The sequence below is a fragment of the Mycolicibacterium smegmatis genome, assembly GCF_001457595.1.
GTDB lineage: Bacteria > Actinomycetota > Actinomycetes > Mycobacteriales > Mycobacteriaceae > Mycobacterium > Mycobacterium smegmatis.
Genome location: NZ_LN831039.1, coordinates 112,627 through 129,121, shown reverse-complemented (window position 1 = coordinate 129,121; position 16,495 = coordinate 112,627). Strand labels below are relative to the sequence as shown.

16 protein-coding genes and 1 pseudogene are annotated in these 16,495 nt (G+C 67.1%); 11 read left to right on the top strand and 6 right to left on the bottom strand.

Features of this window, described 5'->3' with window-relative positions; translation table 11 throughout:
• Window positions 1-23: 23 nt before the first annotated feature.
• Both AT701_RS00500 and AT701_RS00495 read right to left on the bottom strand, forming a co-directional pair.
• Complete coding sequence (locus AT701_RS00500; protein WP_058124912.1) at window positions 24-998, bottom strand: pirin family protein; 975 nt, start codon at window positions 996-998, stop codon at window positions 24-26.
• A 63-nt stretch (window positions 999-1,061) separates the two neighbouring features.
• Window positions 1,062-2,735: a phosphoenolpyruvate--protein phosphotransferase gene (locus AT701_RS00495; RefSeq protein WP_413232147.1), complete on the bottom strand. Its 1,674-nt coding sequence runs from the start codon at window positions 2,733-2,735 to the stop codon at window positions 1,062-1,064.
• A gap of 102 nt (window positions 2,736-2,837) precedes the next feature.
• On the opposite strand from AT701_RS00495, the gene AT701_RS00490 reads away from it, so the two are divergent.
• The 11 genes from AT701_RS00490 (at window position 2,838) to AT701_RS00440 (ending at window position 12,654) form a co-directional block, all read left to right on the top strand.
• On the top strand, window positions 2,838-3,605 hold the full coding sequence (locus AT701_RS00490) for a DeoR/GlpR family DNA-binding transcription regulator (RefSeq protein ID WP_058124910.1): 768 nt from the start codon (window positions 2,838-2,840) through the stop codon (window positions 3,603-3,605).
• Window positions 3,602-4,585 carry a 1-phosphofructokinase family hexose kinase gene (locus tag AT701_RS00485; RefSeq protein WP_058124909.1) on the top strand — a complete coding sequence of 328 codons (984 nt, stop codon included), beginning with the start codon at window positions 3,602-3,604 and terminating at the stop codon, window positions 4,583-4,585. The genes AT701_RS00490 and AT701_RS00485 overlap by 4 nt, the downstream gene beginning before the upstream one ends.
• Window positions 4,582-6,597 carry a PTS fructose transporter subunit IIABC gene (locus tag AT701_RS00480; protein ID WP_058124908.1) on the top strand — a complete coding sequence of 672 codons (2,016 nt, stop codon included), beginning with the start codon at window positions 4,582-4,584 and terminating at the stop codon, window positions 6,595-6,597. The genes AT701_RS00485 and AT701_RS00480 overlap by 4 nt, the downstream gene beginning before the upstream one ends.
• Before the next feature lie 11 nt (window positions 6,598-6,608).
• The gene (locus AT701_RS00475; protein WP_011726655.1) at window positions 6,609-6,866 is read left to right on the top strand and encodes an HPr family phosphocarrier protein; all 258 of its coding nucleotides are present in this window, start codon (window positions 6,609-6,611) and stop codon (window positions 6,864-6,866) included.
• 229 nt (window positions 6,867-7,095) lie between these two features.
• Window positions 7,096-8,445 carry a type VII secretion system ESX-1 serine protease mycosin MycP1 gene (mycP1, locus tag AT701_RS00470; protein WP_058124907.1) on the top strand — a complete coding sequence of 450 codons (1,350 nt, stop codon included), beginning with the start codon at window positions 7,096-7,098 and terminating at the stop codon, window positions 8,443-8,445.
• Window positions 8,442-9,836 (top strand): type VII secretion protein EccE, encoded by a 1,395-nt coding sequence (eccE, locus tag AT701_RS00465; RefSeq protein WP_058124906.1) that lies wholly within the window; start codon window positions 8,442-8,444, stop codon window positions 9,834-9,836. Before mycP1 ends, eccE begins: the two co-directional genes overlap by 4 nt.
• Before the next feature lie 10 nt (window positions 9,837-9,846).
• The gene (locus AT701_RS00460) at window positions 9,847-10,179 is read left to right on the top strand and encodes a YbaB/EbfC family nucleoid-associated protein (protein ID WP_003891413.1); all 333 of its coding nucleotides are present in this window, start codon (window positions 9,847-9,849) and stop codon (window positions 10,177-10,179) included.
• Window positions 10,180-10,186: 7 nt separating this feature from the next.
• Window positions 10,187-10,717 (top strand): hypothetical protein, encoded by a 531-nt coding sequence (locus AT701_RS00455; protein ID WP_058124905.1) that lies wholly within the window; start codon window positions 10,187-10,189, stop codon window positions 10,715-10,717.
• A gap of 108 nt (window positions 10,718-10,825) precedes the next feature.
• Window positions 10,826-11,494, top strand: coding sequence for a hypothetical protein (locus AT701_RS00450; protein WP_223495221.1), 669 nt, complete (start codon window positions 10,826-10,828; stop codon window positions 11,492-11,494).
• Window positions 11,495-11,568: 74 nt separating this feature from the next.
• Window positions 11,569-12,303 (top strand): EspA/EspE family type VII secretion system effector, encoded by a 735-nt coding sequence (locus tag AT701_RS00445; protein WP_058124903.1) that lies wholly within the window; start codon window positions 11,569-11,571, stop codon window positions 12,301-12,303.
• Window positions 12,304-12,336: 33 nt separating this feature from the next.
• Window positions 12,337-12,654, top strand: a complete 318-nt coding sequence (locus tag AT701_RS00440; RefSeq protein WP_058124902.1) for an ESX-1 secretion-associated protein — start codon at window positions 12,337-12,339, stop codon at window positions 12,652-12,654.
• 12 nt (window positions 12,655-12,666) lie between these two features.
• Here the strand turns inward: AT701_RS00440 and AT701_RS00435 are convergent, their stop codons facing one another.
• The 4 genes and pseudogenes from AT701_RS00435 to AT701_RS35470 form a co-directional block, all read right to left on the bottom strand.
• Entirely contained in the window at window positions 12,667-12,975 is a 309-nt protein-coding gene (locus AT701_RS00435; RefSeq protein WP_130872788.1) for a hypothetical protein, read from the bottom strand.
• A gap of 94 nt (window positions 12,976-13,069) precedes the next feature.
• Entirely contained in the window at window positions 13,070-14,635 is a 1,566-nt protein-coding gene (espB, locus tag AT701_RS00430; RefSeq protein WP_058124901.1) for a type VII secretion system ESX-1 target EspB, read from the bottom strand.
• 211 nt (window positions 14,636-14,846) lie between these two features.
• Window positions 14,847-15,469 (bottom strand): annotated as a pseudogene (locus AT701_RS35535) (EspK C-terminal domain-containing protein).
• A 218-nt stretch (window positions 15,470-15,687) separates the two neighbouring features.
• Window positions 15,688-15,897: a hypothetical protein gene (locus AT701_RS35470; protein ID WP_220096357.1), complete on the bottom strand. Its 210-nt coding sequence runs from the start codon at window positions 15,895-15,897 to the stop codon at window positions 15,688-15,690.
• Window positions 15,898-16,495: the final 598 nt, after the last annotated feature.

Below are 16,495 nucleotides of genomic sequence, written 5' to 3'. Positions count from 1 at the left end.
GATCGATCGCCGCGCCGTGACGGTCAGTCCAGCGGCCGGTGCGGCATGAGCGCGTTCGCCGGGATCTGCCCGAACCTGCCTGCCTGGTAGTCCTCGAGGGCCTGGATCAACTCCGACTTCGAGTTCATCACGAACGGGCCGTAGTGGAAGACCGGTTCACGAATCGGCTTGCCCCCCAGCAACAGAACCTCCAACGCGGGCCGGTTCGAGTCCTGCGAGGCGTCCGCGGTGATCGTGATCCGGTCACCCGGGCCGAACACCGCGAGCTGGCCCTGGCGGATCGGATGTCCGACCGGGCCGACGCTGCCGCGGCCGGACAGCACGTACACCAGCGCGTTGAAGTCACGGTTCCACGGCAGGTTCAACTGCGCGCCGGGCTCGATGGTGCTGTGTGCCATGGTGATCGGCGTGTAGGTGCTGCCCGGACCCTGCTCGCCTCCGATCTCACCGGCGATGATGCGCACCAGCGCACCGCCGTCGGAGCTCGACAGGAGCTTGACCTGGCCACCCTCGATCGCCTGGTAGCGGGGGCTGGCGAACTTGTCCTTGCGTGGCAGGTTCACCCACAGCTGGATGCCGTGGAACACCCCGCCGCTCTCGACGAGTTCGGCGGGCGGGGTCTCGATGTGCAGGATTCCCGAGCCCGCCGTCATCCACTGGGTCGCGCCGTCGGTGATCAGCCCGCCGCCACCGTGGGAATCCTGGTGGGCGAAGCGGCCGTCGATCATGTAGGTGACGGTCTCGAACCCGCGGTGCGGGTGCCAGTCGGTGCCCCGCGGTTCGCCGGGTTCGTATTCGACCTCACCCATCTGGTCCATGTGGACGAACGGGTCGAGGTCGGCTGCGCTCACACCCGCGAAGGCGCGCACAACCGGGAATCCCTCGCCCTCGTAACCACGTGGTCCGGTGGTGATGGAGCGGACCGGGCGTTCGGTGTCCGCCGCGGACGGGGCCGCGATGCGGGGCAGAGTCAACGCGTCTGCGGTGATGGCCGGCATCAATACCTCCCTGGGGTACCTGAGATGATACCCATATAACCGGACCGTGGTCCGATTATTCCGTCAGGTGAGAATGCCCAGCGCAGCGGCCCGCGCCTCGGCCGGACCGGCGGTCGCGAGCACGGCCCGCGCGGCCTCACGGCACTGCTGCACGGTGACCGTCGCCAACTTGGCGCCCACCGACGGAATCGCGGCCGCTGCCGCCGACAGCGAGGTCACCCCGAGGCCCACCAGAACGCACGCGAGCAGCGGGTCGGCCGCGGCCTCACCGCACACCCCCACGGGCTTGTCGGCGGCCGCGCCTGCCCGCGCGGCGGTACCCACGAGAGCCAGGACGGCGGGCTGCCACGGATCGGTCAGGGCCGCGAGTTCGGCCGACATCCGGTCGGCGGCCATCGTGTACTGCGCCAGATCGTTGGTGCCGATCGACAGGAAGTCGACGTGGTCGAGGATCCGCTCGGCGAGCAACGCGGCCGCGGGTACCTCGACCATCACGCCGGGTGTCAGTCCGCGTGAACGGACCTGTGCGGCAAACCTTTTCGCCTCGTCCGGGGTGGCGATCATGGGCGCCATGACCCACGGGGCGGTTCCGGTGTTCTCGGCTGCCTCGGCGATGGCGTCGAGTTGGTGCTCGAGCAGTCCCGGGTTGGCCTCGGCGATGCGGATGCCGCGCACCCCGAGTGCCGGGTTGGCCTCCGCGGGCGGGTGACCCGCGAATTTCAGCGGTTTGTCCGAACCCGCGTCGAGCGTGCGGATCACCACTTTCGCGCCGGAGAACGCGTCGAGCACCTCGCCGTAGATCGCGGCCTGCTCCGCGACGGTCGGCTCGGTGTCGCGGTTGAGAAAGCACAGTTCGGTACGGAACAGGCCGATGCCCTCGGCCGGGGTCTCACGCGCGGCCCGGGCGGCCGCGCCGTCGGCCACATTGGCCATGATCGCGACCGCGTGCCCGTCGCCGGTGGCACCGGGCCCGTGCCAGTTGCGTGCGGTCGCCGCGGACCGCCGTGCGGCGTCGACCGCGGTCGCGGCCTCCGACGGGTCAGGATCGGCGGTGACGGTGCCCGCGGTGCCGTCGAGCAGGACCATACGTCCGGCTTCGATGTCGTCGAGGCCCGACACCGCGACCACGCACGGTATGCCCAGTTGGCGCGCGATGATCGCGGTGTGACTGGTGGGCCCGCCGAGCGTGGTGGCGAGCCCGACGACCAGTTCGGGGTCCAGGCCCGCGGTGTCGGCGGGCGCGAGATCCGTCGCGCACAGGATCGAAGGGAGCTCCGGGAGCGGGACCCCGGGCTCGGGGTATCCGGACAGCTCGGCGACGACGCGGTCGCGGATGTCACGCAGATCGGTCACGCGCTCGGCCATCAGGCCGCCCATCTTCGTGAACATGTCGATGAACTGATCCACGGCTTCGGAGACCGCACGTACCGCGGGGGCGCCCGCGGCGATACGTTTGTCTGCCGCACCCAGCCAGGCGCGGTCCTGCGCGAGCGTCGCCGTCGCCCCGAGCACCTCGGCCGCGGCGCCCGTGGCACGGTCCGCGCGGGCGCGCAGCCGCTCGGTGACGGCGGTGGCCGCCGCCCGGAAGCGGCCGGCCTCGGCGGCGCGGTCCGGCTCTGCGACCTCGGTGTCCGGCAGGTCGATCACGGGCAGCCGCCCGGGCCGGATGACCGGGGCGTACCGCACCCCCGGAACCACAGGAACTCCGTGTAAGACGGGAACGGACGAGGCGCTCATGTGAGAGAGATTACAAGAAATCGTTGACACAGCAACACAGACAGGCGTAAAACAACACATATCAACATCCAAGCGGCCTTGAAGCCACACAAACGGAGGCCCATGTACGCCGAAGAGCGCCAACAGGCGATCGCCGCCCTGGTGCTGAGCCGGGGCCGCGCCTCCGTCGCGGAGCTGGCCCAGGCCTACGACGTCACCACCGAGACCGTGCGCCGCGATCTCGCGGTCCTCGACCGGGCAGGCGTGGTGCGGCGGGTACACGGCGGGGCCGTGCCGGTGCGGACGCTGCATCTCGTGGAGGCCGGCGTGGGTGAACGCGACAGCACCCGCGCCGAACAAAAGGATGCCATCGCCGCGGCCGCCGCCGAGTTCTTTCCTCCGACGGGATCGAGCGTGCTGCTGGACGCCGGGACGACGACGGCCCGCGTGGCGGCCCACCTGCCGACCGACCGCGAGCTCACGATCGTCACCAACTCGGTGCCCATCGCGTCACGCGTGGCCGCGATGCCCAACGTCACGCTGCAACTGCTGGGCGGACGCGTCCGCGGACTCACGCAGGCCGCGGTCGGCGAGCAGGCGTTGCGAGTGCTCGACGCGCTGCGCGTCGACATCGCCTTCATCGGCACCAACGCCATCAGCCTGCGGCACGGCCTGTCCACCCCGGACACCGACGAGGCCGCGGTCAAGCGGGCCATGGTGAGCGCCGCCAATTACGTTGTCGTCGTCGCTGATTCGTCGAAGATGGGCCAGGAGGACCTCATCCGCTTCGCGCCCATCGACTGCGTCGACACGCTCATCACCGACGACGAGATCGACCCGGCCGACCGCGACGGGCTCACCGAGCAGGGCGTCGAGGTGGTGATCGCATGATCGTCACCGTCACCCTCAACCCGAGCCTCGACCGTACGGTCACGCTCACGGCCCCGCTCACCCGCGGCGCCGTGCAACGCGTCGACTCGGTGACCGTCGAGGCCGGCGGTAAAGGCATCAACGTGGCCAAGGCGCTCACATCGGCCGGTGTGGACGCGCTGGCACTGCTGCCCGCTGCCACCGACGATCCGCTGCTGACCGCGCTGCGGTGTGCCGACGTGCCGTTCACGGCGGTCCCGATCGCCGAACCGGTGCGCACCAACATCGCGATCACCGAAAACGACGGCACCACAACCAAACTCAACGAGCGTGGGGCCACCCTCGACGCCGCGGCGCTCGATGCGATCACGCGGTGCGTCGTGGACGAGGCGCAACATGCGGCGTGGGTCGTGCTGTCGGGTTCGCTGCCGCCGGGAGTGCCGCCGCAGTGGTACGCCGACGTCGTCGCGAAGCTGGCACCCCTGCCGTGCCGCGTGGCCGTCGACACCTCAGACGCTCCGCTGGCCGCGCTGGCCTCGAAACTCAGCACGGCGTCTCCCGAGCTGATGAAGCCCAACGTCGAGGAACTCGCGAGCATCTCCGGTGTCGCCGAAGCCGACCTGGAGACCACGGTCGCCGAGGGCGATCTGTCCCTCGTCGTCGCGGCCGCGGTCAAGCTCGTCGAGCGGGGCGTCGGCGCGGTGCTCGCGACACTGGGCGCCGCCGGTGCGGTGCTGGTCGACGGCACGGGCGCCTGGTTCGCCGCGCCACCGCCCATCACCGCGCGCAGTACCGTCGGCGCCGGGGACGCGTCGCTCGCCGGTTACCTGCGGGCCGAGGTCGGCGGCGCCGAACCGTCCCAGCGGCTGCGCATGGCGGTCGCCTACGGCGGCGCGGCCGCGGCTCTCCCGGGATCGGCGCTGCCCGTGCCCGCACAACTCGATCTCGACGCCGTCCGCGTCACTGACCTCATCACCACCAACCGGGAAGTGCTGCAATGACCCAACCGATCATCACCGACGATCTGGTCCTGCTCGATGTCGATGCCGGCAGCGACAAGGAGGCGGTCATCGCCCGGCTGGCCGGCGCCCTCGGCGGTGCGGGCCGCGCAAGTGACACCGCGGGCCTGGTGGGTGCGGCGATGGCCCGCGAGGCACAGTCGGCGACCGGGTTGCCCGGCGGCATCGCGATACCGCACTGCCGCTCCCCGTACGTCGACACCGCGACCATCGGATTCGCCCGGCTCGACCCGAAGGTCGACTTCGGCGCCCCTGACGGCCCGGCCGATCTCGCGTTCCTGATCGCCGCGCCGGAATCCGGTGGGTCCGAGCACATGAAGCTGCTCTCCAGCCTGGCCCGGGCGTTGGTGCGCAAGGATTTCGTCGAATCCCTGCGCTCGGCGTCCAGCACCCAGGAGGTCGTGGAACTGGTGAACTCGGCGGTCAAGCCCGCCGCCGCACCGCCTGCGTCCGCGCCGAAGCCTGCTGCCGAGCCGAAGCCTGCTGCCGACAAGAGCGTGTCGATAGTCGCCGTCACCTCGTGTCCCACCGGGATCGCGCACACCTACATGGCCGCCGACGCGCTCAAGGCGGCCGCCGAGAAGGCCGGCGTGGCGTGCACCGTCGAAACCCAGGGCTCGGCGGGCAGCACGCCGCTGTCGGCAGAGACCATCGCCGCGGCCGATGCGGTCATCTTCGCCACTGATGTCGGCGTCAAGGACCGGCAGCGTTTCGCGGGTAAACCCGTCATCGCCTCGGGCGTCAAACGCGCGATCAACGAGCCCGACAAGATGGTGGCCGAAGCCATCAGCGCCGCAAGTGATCCCGGCGCGCCTCGGGTCGCCGGGCAGGCCGCCGAGTCCGCTTCCGCGCCCGCGGGTGACGTCGGATGGGGCACCCGCATCCGGCAGATCCTGCTCACCGGCGTGAGCTACATGATCCCGTTCGTCGCCGCGGGCGGTCTGCTGATCGCACTCGGATTCCTGTTGGCGGGCTACGAGATCGGGAACACCCCCGACGGCGAGACGCAGTCGCTGGGCAACATCATCGCCACGCACAACTCGCTGACCAACCTTCCCAGCGGCGGAGTGGCGCAGTACCTCGGGGCGGTGCTGTTCACGCTCGGCGGGCTGGCCTTTTCCTTCCTGGTGCCCGCGCTGGCCGGCTACATCGCGTTCGCGATCGCCGACCGGCCCGGTATCGCACCGGGTTTCACCGCCGGCGCGGTCGCGGTGTTCGTCGGCGGCGGATTCATCGGGGGCATCGTCGGCGGTCTGATCGCCGGGTTCGCCGCCCTGTGGATCAGCCGGATCGGGGTGCCGCAGTGGGCACGTGGGCTCATGCCCGTCGTCGTGATCCCGCTGTTCGCCTCGATGGTCGTCGGACTGCTGATGTTCCTGCTCCTGGGACGGCCACTCGCTGCGCTGACCTCGGGCCTGACCAACTGGCTCGGTGGTCTGTCCGGCGGTTCGGCGATTGCGCTGGGCGTCATCCTCGGCCTGATGATGTGCTTCGACCTGGGCGGCCCGGTCAACAAGGCGGCCTACGCATTCGCCACCGCGAGCCTGGTCAATCCCACCCAGGCCAACCTGCAGATCATGGCAGCGGTGATGGCCGCGGGCATGGTGCCACCGCTGGCCATGGCGCTGGCCACCGTGATCCGGCCCCGGTTGTTCAGTGAGCCCGAGCGGGAGAACGGACGCGCGGCCTGGCTGCTGGGCGCATCGTTCATCACCGAGGGCGCCATCCCGTTCGCGGCGGCCGACCCGCTGCGTGTGATCCCGTCGATGATGCTGGGCGGGGCCGTGACCGGGGCGACCGTCATGGCCGCGGCCGTCACGCTGCGTGCGCCCCACGGCGGCATCTTCGTGTTCTTCGCGATCGGCAACCTGCTGTGGTTCGTCATCGCGGTGGCGATCGGCAGCGTCGTCAGCGCGCTGACCGTCATCACCGCCAAACAGTTCACCAAACGTCCCGTCACCACGCCGGAGGCACCGGCGCTGGCCACCACATAAGAGGAGAAGCCATGCCCAGCAAGACCGTCACCGTCGGGTCGGCCGTCGGCCTGCACGCGCGCCCCGCGGCCATCATCGCCGAGGCCGTGGTGAACGCCGGTGTACCCGTGTCCCTTTCCATGGACGGCGGCGAACCCGTCGACGCCGGTTCGGCGCTGATGATCATGACGCTCGGCGCGGAGAAGGGCGCCCAGGTCACCGTGTCGTCCGACGATGCCGATGTGCTCGCCAAGGTTGCCGAACTGGTCGAACAGGATCTCGACGCGTAAGTCTTTGCCGGGTTCTACATTTGCGTCAATTTCTGATCGCCTGCGGCCGGGATTTCCGGGCAGGTAAAAAAGCGTCATCGGCGTGATCGTGATGCCCATAGACTTCCAACGTGCGAAGTGCCCGCCGGCTCGGCATGAGAAGATGCTTGTCTGCGCAGACACCGATCTGTTTGCTGGGGGGCTCCGGCCCGCGGCGGTCGGATCAATTCTTGTTGGGGGAGTGTGAGGCGTGCAGCGCGTAGCCGTCATGGTGCTGGCAGTTTTGCTGGCTTTGTTCAGTGCGCCCCCGGCGTGGGCGATCGATCCCCCGATCATCGACGCCGGAGCCGTACCACCTGACGAAACCGGCCCCGACCAGCCCACCGAGCAGCGCAAGATCTGCGCGACGCCGACGGTGATGCCCAACTCGAACTTCGCCGACCGCCCGTGGGCAAACGACTACCTCCGCATCCAGGAGGCGCAGAAATTTGCCACCGGCGCCGGCGTGACCGTCGCGGTGATCGACACCGGCGTGAACGGGTCCCCCCGGGTCCCGGCCGAACCCGGCGGCGACTTCGTCGACGCGGCAGGCAACGGAATGTCGGACTGCGACGCGCACGGCACCATGACCGCGGCAATCATCGGCGGTCGCCCCTCCCCCACCGACGGGTTCGTCGGTATGGCGCCCGATGTGCGACTTCTTTCTTTGCGGCAGACCTCGGTCGCGTTCCAACCGAAGGGCGCCCGTCAGGATCCCAACGATCCGAACACCACCCAGACCGCAGGCTCGATCCGCAGCCTCGCCCGCTCCGTCGTGCACGCCGCGAACCTCGGTGCACAGGTGATCAACATCAGTGAGGCCGCCTGCTACAAGGTGACCCGCCGCATCGACGAGACGTCGCTCGGCGCCGCGATCAACTACGCCGTGAACGTCAAGGGCGCCGTCATCGTGGTCGCCGCGGGCAACACGGGCCAGGACTGCTCGCAGAACCCGCCGCCGGACCCGTCGGTGCCGTCCGATCCGCGCGGCTGGCGCGAAGTGCAGACCATCGTGAGCCCGGCCTGGTACGACCCGCTGGTCCTCACGGTCGGCAGCATCGGCCAGAACGGCCAGCCCAGCAACTTCTCCATGTCGGGCCCGTGGGTGGGGGCCGCCGCACCCGGCGAGAACCTCACCTCACTCGGTTACGACGGCCAGCCCGTCAATGCCACTCCCGGCGAGGACGGGCCGGTGCCGCTGAACGGCACGTCGTTCTCGGCCGCGTATGTGTCCGGTCTTGCCGCGCTCATCAAGCAGCGCTTCCCGGACCTCACCCCCGCGCAGGTCATCAACCGCATCACCGCGACGGCGCGCCATCCCGGTGGCGGCGTGGACAACTACGTCGGCGCCGGGGTGATCGACCCCGTCGCCGCGCTCACCTGGGAGATCCCCGACGGGCCCGAGAAGGCTCCGTTCCGGGTCAAGGAAGTTCCGCCGCCGGTGTACATCCCGCCGCCGGACCGCGGACCGATCACAGCCGTCGTGATCGCCGGGGCCACCCTGGCCTTCGCTCTCGGTGTCGGCGCGCTGGCACGGCGCGCCCTGAGGCGGAAGCAATGAACTTCTTGCGGCAGTTCGGTTTCCGGTTCACCACCGGGCACGGCATCTGGGCTGCCACGTTGATCCCGGCGTGCATCGCGGTCTGCATGCACTTCGATCTGCTGTGGCTGGGCATCACCCTCGGCGCACTCATCGCGTTGTTCTCGGTGCTCACCATCCGCGGCCTGCGGATCACCGGGTGGGTGCGCGCGATCTTCTCGTGGCGACGACGCCACCGCAGCACGCCCGACGTCGCATCGGAACCCGCCGTCGGTGCCACCGTGATGCCCGGCGACCACGTCGCGGTGCGCTGGCAGGGTGACTATCTCATCGCCGTGATCGAACTGGTGCCAAGGCCTTTCACGCCGACCGTGATCGTCAACGGCAGCGCGATGACCGACGACGTGGTGAGCACCAAATTGGTCGAGCGACTGCTCGAGGCGCACTGCCCCGACCTCGAGGCCGATGTGGTCTCGGCCGGCTACCGCGTCGGCAAGACCGCGCCGGCCAGCCTGATCGCGCTCTACGAGCAGGTGGTGGGACCCTATCCGGCGCCGGCCAACCGGCGCACGTGGATCGTGCTGCGCGCCGATCCCGAGAAGACGCAGCGCTCGGCGCATCGCCGTGACTCCGGGGTGTCCGGCCTGGCGCGCTACCTGGTCTCGTCGGCCACCCGCATCGCCGATCAGTTGGCCTCCAACGGGGTCGACGCACGCTGCTGCCGCAGCTTCGACGATTACGACAAGGCCACCGAGATCAGTTACGAGCGCGAGACGTGGTCGTCGATCAAGGGCCGCAGCACGTTCACCGCGGCCTACACCGCGCCCGGCGGCCCGGACATGTGGTGGTCTGCCCGTGCCGATCACACGATCACCCGGGTGCGTGTGCGTCCCGGTGCGGCTCCCTCGAGTGCGATCCTGCTGACGACGCTGGCGAATCCGACCACGCCGCGCGGTTTTTCGTGCCTTTTCGGCGGTCAGCGTGCCGCGCTGCAGGGCATCGTGCCGGTTTCCGACAGGCACTACGACCTGCCGATCGGCTCGGCCGGTGTGCTGGTCGGCGAGACCGCCGACCGTTATCCGGTGTACATGCCGTTCGACAACGTCGACGTGAGCATCAACCTCGGCGACGCGCGGCTGTTCACGCAGTTCGTGATCCGCTCCGCAGCGGCAGGCGCGGTGGTGACCCTGGGCCCGCAGTTCCGCGAGTTCGCCACCATGATCAACGGCCGCGTCGGCCGCACACCGCGCATCGGCTGGCCGAACGCGACGACATATCTGGGCCCGCATCAGGGCGTCGGCCGAGTCATCCTGCGACCCAACTTCATCGACACACCGCGGCACCGCCAGCTGCCCATCCAGCTGATCAACCCGCGGGAGGAAAGCCGCTACCAGATGGCTCTGGAGCAATAGGGGGACAAACATGAGCGACGACGACATCCATCCGCAGGTGGCGGCCGTACTCCGCCAGGCGCAGCGACTGCAGTCGGTCATGGATGACCAGCTTCACAAGATGAACACCGAAACCTTTACCGCTGCTGACGAAACCGACACCGTCGAGGTGACGCTCAACGGCCACCATCATCTGACATCGGTGTACATCGAAGACGGGCTTCTGCGGCTGGGCGCCGAGACCGTCGAGCACCGGCTCAACGAAGCCCTGCAGAAGGCGACTGCGGCAGCCACTGCCTCGATCGAGGCAGACCGCGAGAGACTCGACGCGCTGGTTGCCGACATCACCGCCGAGGACGTCTGAGCCGTTGATGGCAGACCACAACACGCCCTTTTCGTCGTCCGACGATGATTGGGGCGATGATTCAGCGGCGTTCGACAGTGCTCCCGACGCTTCAGAGCTAGGTGTCTTCGGTGAGTACTTGCCGACCGCAGGCGATGCCGACTCCAGTCTGGATGCGCTGGACGCTGTTGCGTCGGCTCCGATCTCAGAAGTCGACGAACCCGATCCAGGGCCGCTCTTCTCGGCCACCAACCCACCGGGCACCATCACGGTTACCGCGTATCTCAGCGGGTGGTTACAGCGCATCGACCTTGCGCCGTCAGTGGTGAACATGACCGAAAGTCAACTGGCACGCGAGATTGCGGATCTCGCGCAGATCGCGACCAAGAAAGCCGGCGCGGGGCAGTACGTATTTTTGCTGTATTCCACCGTCCAGCAGGTCGGCGACAGCCCTGGTGTCCGCAGCATGCTCAAGGAAACCCTCGGACTTCCCACACCCGAAGAGGCCGCCGAGGCCGAGGCTGCGTACACCGCGCGGTACACCCGCGAACGGAACTGACGGGAGACGGCCACGAAAGCGCAACGGCGAATCCTGCTGACCTGCCTCGGCATCATCGAGGCGGCACTTCTGACGTGGGCGGTCATCACTTTTCTGCGCGGTAGTTACGTGACCGCACTGCTGTGCGTCGGCATTGCCGCCTGGTGGACGATCCCCGCCGTCGCCCAGTTCATCATGCCCACCCTGCAGCCGAGGGTGACGTGCCCCAACGGCGAAATCACCATTCGCCCGGACCGGCGCCTGGACCGGATGATGCTTGTCGCGACACTCGGCGGTGCGCCCCTTCTCGGCCTCGCTGCGGTGTTGAGTGCATTGGGCCGATTGGACCTTCCGACGCAGTCTCTGGGTTCCGAGGGCGGCGTCTTCGCCTGGGTCCCGATGATCTGCGGTGGACTGGCCGGGGTCTTCACGGTGTTCTTCGTACTGATCGTGAAGTTCGGCGGCATCGGCTATCTGCGTTTGGGGCCCGAGGGATTCGAACGCGCCGAAGCCTTCCGGAAAACGGCGAAACGACACTGGGACGAAGTCACCGACGTCAGCGACACCGCCCCCGACCGACCACAGGCCATCTACCCTCTGGTCATCACGACCGACGACGGCGAGCAGCACTCGATCGACAACTCCGCCATGTACACCCGAGAGGGGCGGACACTGTACGAGTTCGTGCGTTTCTACTGGCTGCACCCAGAGCTTCGCGTCGAGCTTGCCGATGATCGTGCGGTTGAGCGGTTTCACGAGATGCAGGCGGTTCAGCGCGAGCGCGATTCCCGGTCATAGCCTTGAAAATTGGTGCATCGGAGCATGTCTGCGCGTTGTTAGGCTGTTCCAGAACCTGGGAGGGATGACGCCACGTGAGTGACTTCGGGGATCTTTACGACATAGCCAACAACTGGTACAGCGGCTACTCGCACACAGTAGGTATGGCTGAAGACACCCGTTACACGGCTGCGGGCTTGGGAGCGAACGCCATCAGTTTCGGGCAATCTCTTGCCAGAGACGGCGCACAGAAGTTGGGCGACACGAAGCTCGCCGCGGCCGCGGCGACACCGATCATCGCTTTCGGCCTGAGAACGATGACAATCATGAGCAACCTGACTGGGGTCGAGGGTCCTGAACACGGAGATCGCTACGGGCAGGGCGCTGAGGCATTTTCAGGGGTCAGCAGTGGCCTCGATGGAACCCGTTCGCCTGACAGCTGGGAAGGCAGCAGTTCGGATGCCTACTCCGACAGGAATCGCGAACAGAAGGAGCGCGCAGCGCTCATGGCCGAGACGGATCGCATCGTGAAAGAGGTCCTCGACAAAGAAGCCGGTGAGATCGAAGACACCCGGCGACAGATCGATCACCAGATGACTGAGCTCACCTGGCTGATACCGGCGGCAATCGCCGCCAAGTTTTGGAACGCCCCGCCCGGTTCGGGCGAAATCGCCTCCCAGATCATTCAGTGGGGAGGGGTCGCCAAGACACTCCCCATCGCCACACAGCGGATGTATCGGATGATCGCTGACTCATCGGAGAACGCCACGTTGATCCGGCGCGCCGGCGCCACCTACGACCGTATTGCTGCGGAAGCTCAGGCGCAGTAATGAAGTACCGAGGCTCGACGAAAGGGACTCCCGGTGAGCGGTGATCTGAAAGTAACGGCAGCAGCGCTGCGTGAACTGTCGGAACGTCAGCGGCAGATCGTTGAGAACATCGCGACGGCAGCGCAGGCCACGAACAATACGACCGCCTTGGTCACAGTGACCCACGGTCCTGTGTGCGCGCCCACCATTGCGGCGATCGGTGCCGCTGGCTTTTCACGTGACGCGGCGGCAGCGGCTATGCAGGGCGTTTCTACGTCACTTGCCGAGAAGTTGGACGAAGCAGCCACCAATTATGAGCGCACGGATGCGGCCAAGGCGGGTGACCTCGACGGCGAAATGCACGGCAGCTGAAGCGCCGCCCGTTCATTTCAGTAGATATTCCGAAACAAGAAAGACGACGAACGCCCCAAGATTGATTGCGATCACGATCCAACCGAACACCGCAAGCGGAGCCCCGACCTTTTTATACCTTTGGGGTTCCGGCCAAGGAAGCTGCCGGTAGTAGTGACAACCGACCACTATCAGCCCGATTCCGATCACATACAGCGCGACAATTGCGACAGTGACGAGAACGCCGTGTGACGTCGCCTGCAGAATCCATGCTCCGCACAAGACAAAGAAGCCGAGCAGAAGATATGTACGTGTGGCGGCAAGCACGTCGAACCCTAACACTCACCGCACATACGTACTCGCTGCTGCTCTCCTGGCGCTCCCAAACCCACGTGCTTTGAACATGTTTCGTAGCGCACTGGTCTGATCACGGTTCCTACTGCTGCTTTCCACTGTCCTTCTCCCGGCGCGCGCGATGACCAATGACGCCTTCGGTGTGAGCGCGGTCCTCCGTGTAGAGGTCCTCATCCGGAGCAAGCTTCGGGTCGCGCTTCTTTTCCTTGCCCTGGCCTTGACCGTGACCGGCGCCCATACCACCCATGCCGCCACCCATCATGCCGCCCGCACCACCGCCGGGGCCGCCCGGAACTCCGACGCCACCACCACGGGTACTCGACGGCGACGGTGACACCGAGTCCGCGCCGACGGCGGGACCGAGTGGCGCAGCAGGCATTCCACCACCACCGCCACCGACACCCCCTCCGCCGCCACCACCGGCGCTGGCCGGGTTCAGGCTGGGATCGTCGAGACCGGGGATCTCAGGGCCGCCCGGCATGTCTGACGGAAGGCCACCGCTCGGCATCCCGCTACCGGACGGCGCACCGCCACCTGAAGGCGAACCGCCAGATGGCGAACCACCGGACGACGAGCCGCCGCTGGACGGTGAGCCCGAAGACTGCTCTTCCCCTGCGGAATTCGCGCTCATCGGCGACATCGACGGGTCTGTCGACGGCAGTTCCGGCATCTCAGGGGTGCCGCCACCACCGCCGGCTCCACCGCCGCCGGGTGTGCCGCTGCCGGGTCCTCCAGGTCCGCCGGGCGCGGAGGTCGGACTCGCCTGGACATCACCGTCATTCACTGCAGGAAGGCCACCGATCGACGGCGGTTTCCCTGGACGGATTTCTTGGATTTGGCTGCCGTTTGCGTAAGCCTCGAGCGCGTCCTCCGACTGCTCCTGCAGCATCGCCCAGGCGTTTTGCCGATCCCACTCAGACGCCCACTCTGTTTCCTCGAATTCTCTGACGTTTTCCAAGGTGGGGTGGTTCGCGACCAACTTGTCGTGCGCATCGACAAATGTCGTGGCCTCTTGGGCCAGACGGCCACACTCCGCACCCATATCAGCCCACCACGTCGACAGTCTCCGCTGAGCCTCAGCACAGGTTTCTGCGGCTGCGCCCGACCAACCTTCCGCCGGGTTCGCAAAATGCCGCCCGTGGCCCTCCAGCGTGGACTGATAGTCCCGCCACTGATCTCGGAAGTACTTCATCGACAGGGCCTGCGTATCGCCGCTATGTATGATCCTCGCGGCTGCCTCCCAATCCATTTCGTCCGCGGCAGCCGCAGCAGATGGGTATTCCATGGACGGGATGGTCAACGGGCCAGGGATACCGGACATGTCAGGGACCACCGCCTCGGCCGCAGGCTGCGGGGCGTCGCTGCCATTCATCTGACGGTTCAGTTCGGCAGCCTTCTGCTCTTCGATCTTCTGGTAGGCGCCCGCCGCGGCGCGGATGGCGGCCGCAATACGCTCGCCCTCGCGGTCTCCCGCTGCAAACGTCGCTTTCAGTTTGGCGGCAGACACCATGAGCTTGCTATAGACACTCGCGGTGGTGGCGAGTTCGTCTGGCTTCGTCGCGTCGCCGGGGCCCTCGGGACGAGTCGACTCGCATTCATGGGCTTTTCGTTCCAGCCCTGGGAGCTCATACTGCAACTCCTCGCTCATAGCCGATCACCCTCCCTGCGTCCGCTACACCGGATGCGGCAGAAGATTCGCGAAACTGGCGAATCCAAAGCCACCCCCGCAAACAGCTGCCGTCAACACCAACTCGCCCGGTTGTGTTCCGTAGGCAATCATAAGGTCGACTCGGCCGAGCGTTTTGCGTCAATTTCCCGACCGGCGCGCAACAGCTTTCCGTGTCGAATCACTGGCACCGTCACGCGGGGGCCAAGGCGTCGGCCGTCAATTGGCCGACGTGCTGCCAATAGATGAACTCGCGGATCGCCTGCCGCTGCTCATCAGGGAGCGCTGCCGTGTGTGCTGCGTAAAGCGCGTGTTCCTGGGCGTGTGACGCGTACGCCACGAAGGCCGTCAGGTGCCTCTCCCCTCGCTTCGCGGAACGACTTGCCAACGGCTTCCAGACATTGTCCCACAACGATTTCCGACGGTCTTCTGGCGGATTCGAATCAGCGGGCGCCGGCGGTAGGACGCTCACCAGGTCGGTGTCGCTGATCCGCGCCAACTGCGAGCTCACATCCGGAGCGATCACCTGCAGGCGATCGCGACCAGCCATCTTGCCGCTCTCAGGGATGTCCTCAGGCTTCAAAACCTCGTGGTGCACGCCGGCATCCGAGTTCTTCAGCTGATCCTCCGTCGCGATCACTGCGCGCAAGGTCTTCCCGTTGTGTTCGGCCCATCGGCAGATGCCATATGCACCTGTTCAGGCAAATGCACCTGCTGAGGGATGTAGGCAATTCCGTAGTTGTTGGCGACGACGATCTTTCCGTCGGTCGTGAGGCCTGTGACCCAGAAGAACTTGAAATCCTCGACGTTGGTCATCCCAGGGGCGTTCAGCGCGGCTGCAATCCTGCGCGCAGTCTCCATCGGATCCACGCCCGACCGTCGAACCGCTCGTTGGGCAAGGTCGCGTTCGGCTCGTGCCGCCGACACCGGAATCGGCGCGACCTGTGCACCTCCACCACCGGCCGCACCAGCTGCCGCACCCGTGGGAGCAACAGGCGGACCGGCCGCCGGCGACGGCGTCGTCACAGGCGCCGCTAGTGGAGGAGTCGGTGGAGGTCCCAACGGGACCGCCCCACCTGGGACACCTCCGCTTGGGGGTGGCGCCACAGGTGCTGGCCCAGCCCCGCCGCCAGGTCCACCTGCTGCCTGCGCGACCGGTGCTGGAGGTCCGCCAGCACCGGGTGGTGCGGCAGGACCTGCTGTTGGCGGTGCAGCCCCGAGTGGCTGTGTCGTGGGCGGTCCACCGAGCGGCTGTGACGGCGTAGATGACAGCGTCTGTGGCGACCCACTTGTCTTTGCTGAATCCGAAAGTCCTTTTTGGAACTGCTCCAAGGGAGTCTTTGGCTGGAGACCTGATGCCGCTGGATTGCTTGTCGGCGCTGGCGTACTTGGCGATGCGGGCGACTCTGACGTCCCCGAAAGTCCTGTCAGCGAAGGGTTCTTTGGTCCGCCACCGCTGCTTGTAGGCGCGGGAGCGGCCGGCGAGCCTGGCGACACCGGACCAGCAGGAGAACTTGGCTGAGGGGCCTGATTTGACGGGACCCCAGGTGCCGGGACCGGTGCCTCCTGTTTCTGTCGCGGAGCTACGTCTCCGTCCTGCTGTGCCTTCGGAGCAGGTGTGGGAGGCCCGCCTTCAACGGGGGCCGGGCCGGGACTCTTGCTCTCCGGACGAATAACACCGTCCTGCCCCTTTCCGGGTGGTGGTGAAGCTGGATAGTTCGGACTCGGAGCCGTGAACTTGTTGATCGGGTGGACGACACCGTCCTGTGTGTCATGAGACTTGGGCGGTCTCGTTTCGGGGGTGTTATCCGGCACCTTTCCGTCAGCACCAGGCGTCCCGGA

Coding starts and splice junctions, on each gene's coding strand:
- AT701_RS00500 (WP_058124912.1), bottom strand. CDS start 998: ATGCCGGCCATCACCGCAGACGCGTTGACTCTGCCCCGCATCGCGGCC.
- espB (WP_058124901.1), bottom strand. CDS start 14,635: ATGAGCGAGGAGTTGCAGTATGAGCTCCCAGGGCTGGAACGAAAAGCC.
- AT701_RS00495 (WP_413232147.1), bottom strand. CDS start 2,735: ATGAGCGCCTCGTCCGTTCCCGTCTTACACGGAGTTCCTGTGGTTCCG.
- AT701_RS00475 (WP_011726655.1), top strand. CDS start 6,609: ATGCCCAGCAAGACCGTCACCGTCGGGTCGGCCGTCGGCCTGCACGCG.
- AT701_RS00455 (WP_058124905.1), top strand. CDS start 10,187: ATGGCAGACCACAACACGCCCTTTTCGTCGTCCGACGATGATTGGGGC.
- AT701_RS00485 (WP_058124909.1), top strand. CDS start 3,602: ATGATCGTCACCGTCACCCTCAACCCGAGCCTCGACCGTACGGTCACG.
- AT701_RS00460 (WP_003891413.1), top strand. CDS start 9,847: ATGAGCGACGACGACATCCATCCGCAGGTGGCGGCCGTACTCCGCCAG.
- AT701_RS00490 (WP_058124910.1), top strand. CDS start 2,838: ATGTACGCCGAAGAGCGCCAACAGGCGATCGCCGCCCTGGTGCTGAGC.
- AT701_RS00480 (WP_058124908.1), top strand. CDS start 4,582: ATGACCCAACCGATCATCACCGACGATCTGGTCCTGCTCGATGTCGAT.
- eccE (WP_058124906.1), top strand. CDS start 8,442: ATGAACTTCTTGCGGCAGTTCGGTTTCCGGTTCACCACCGGGCACGGC.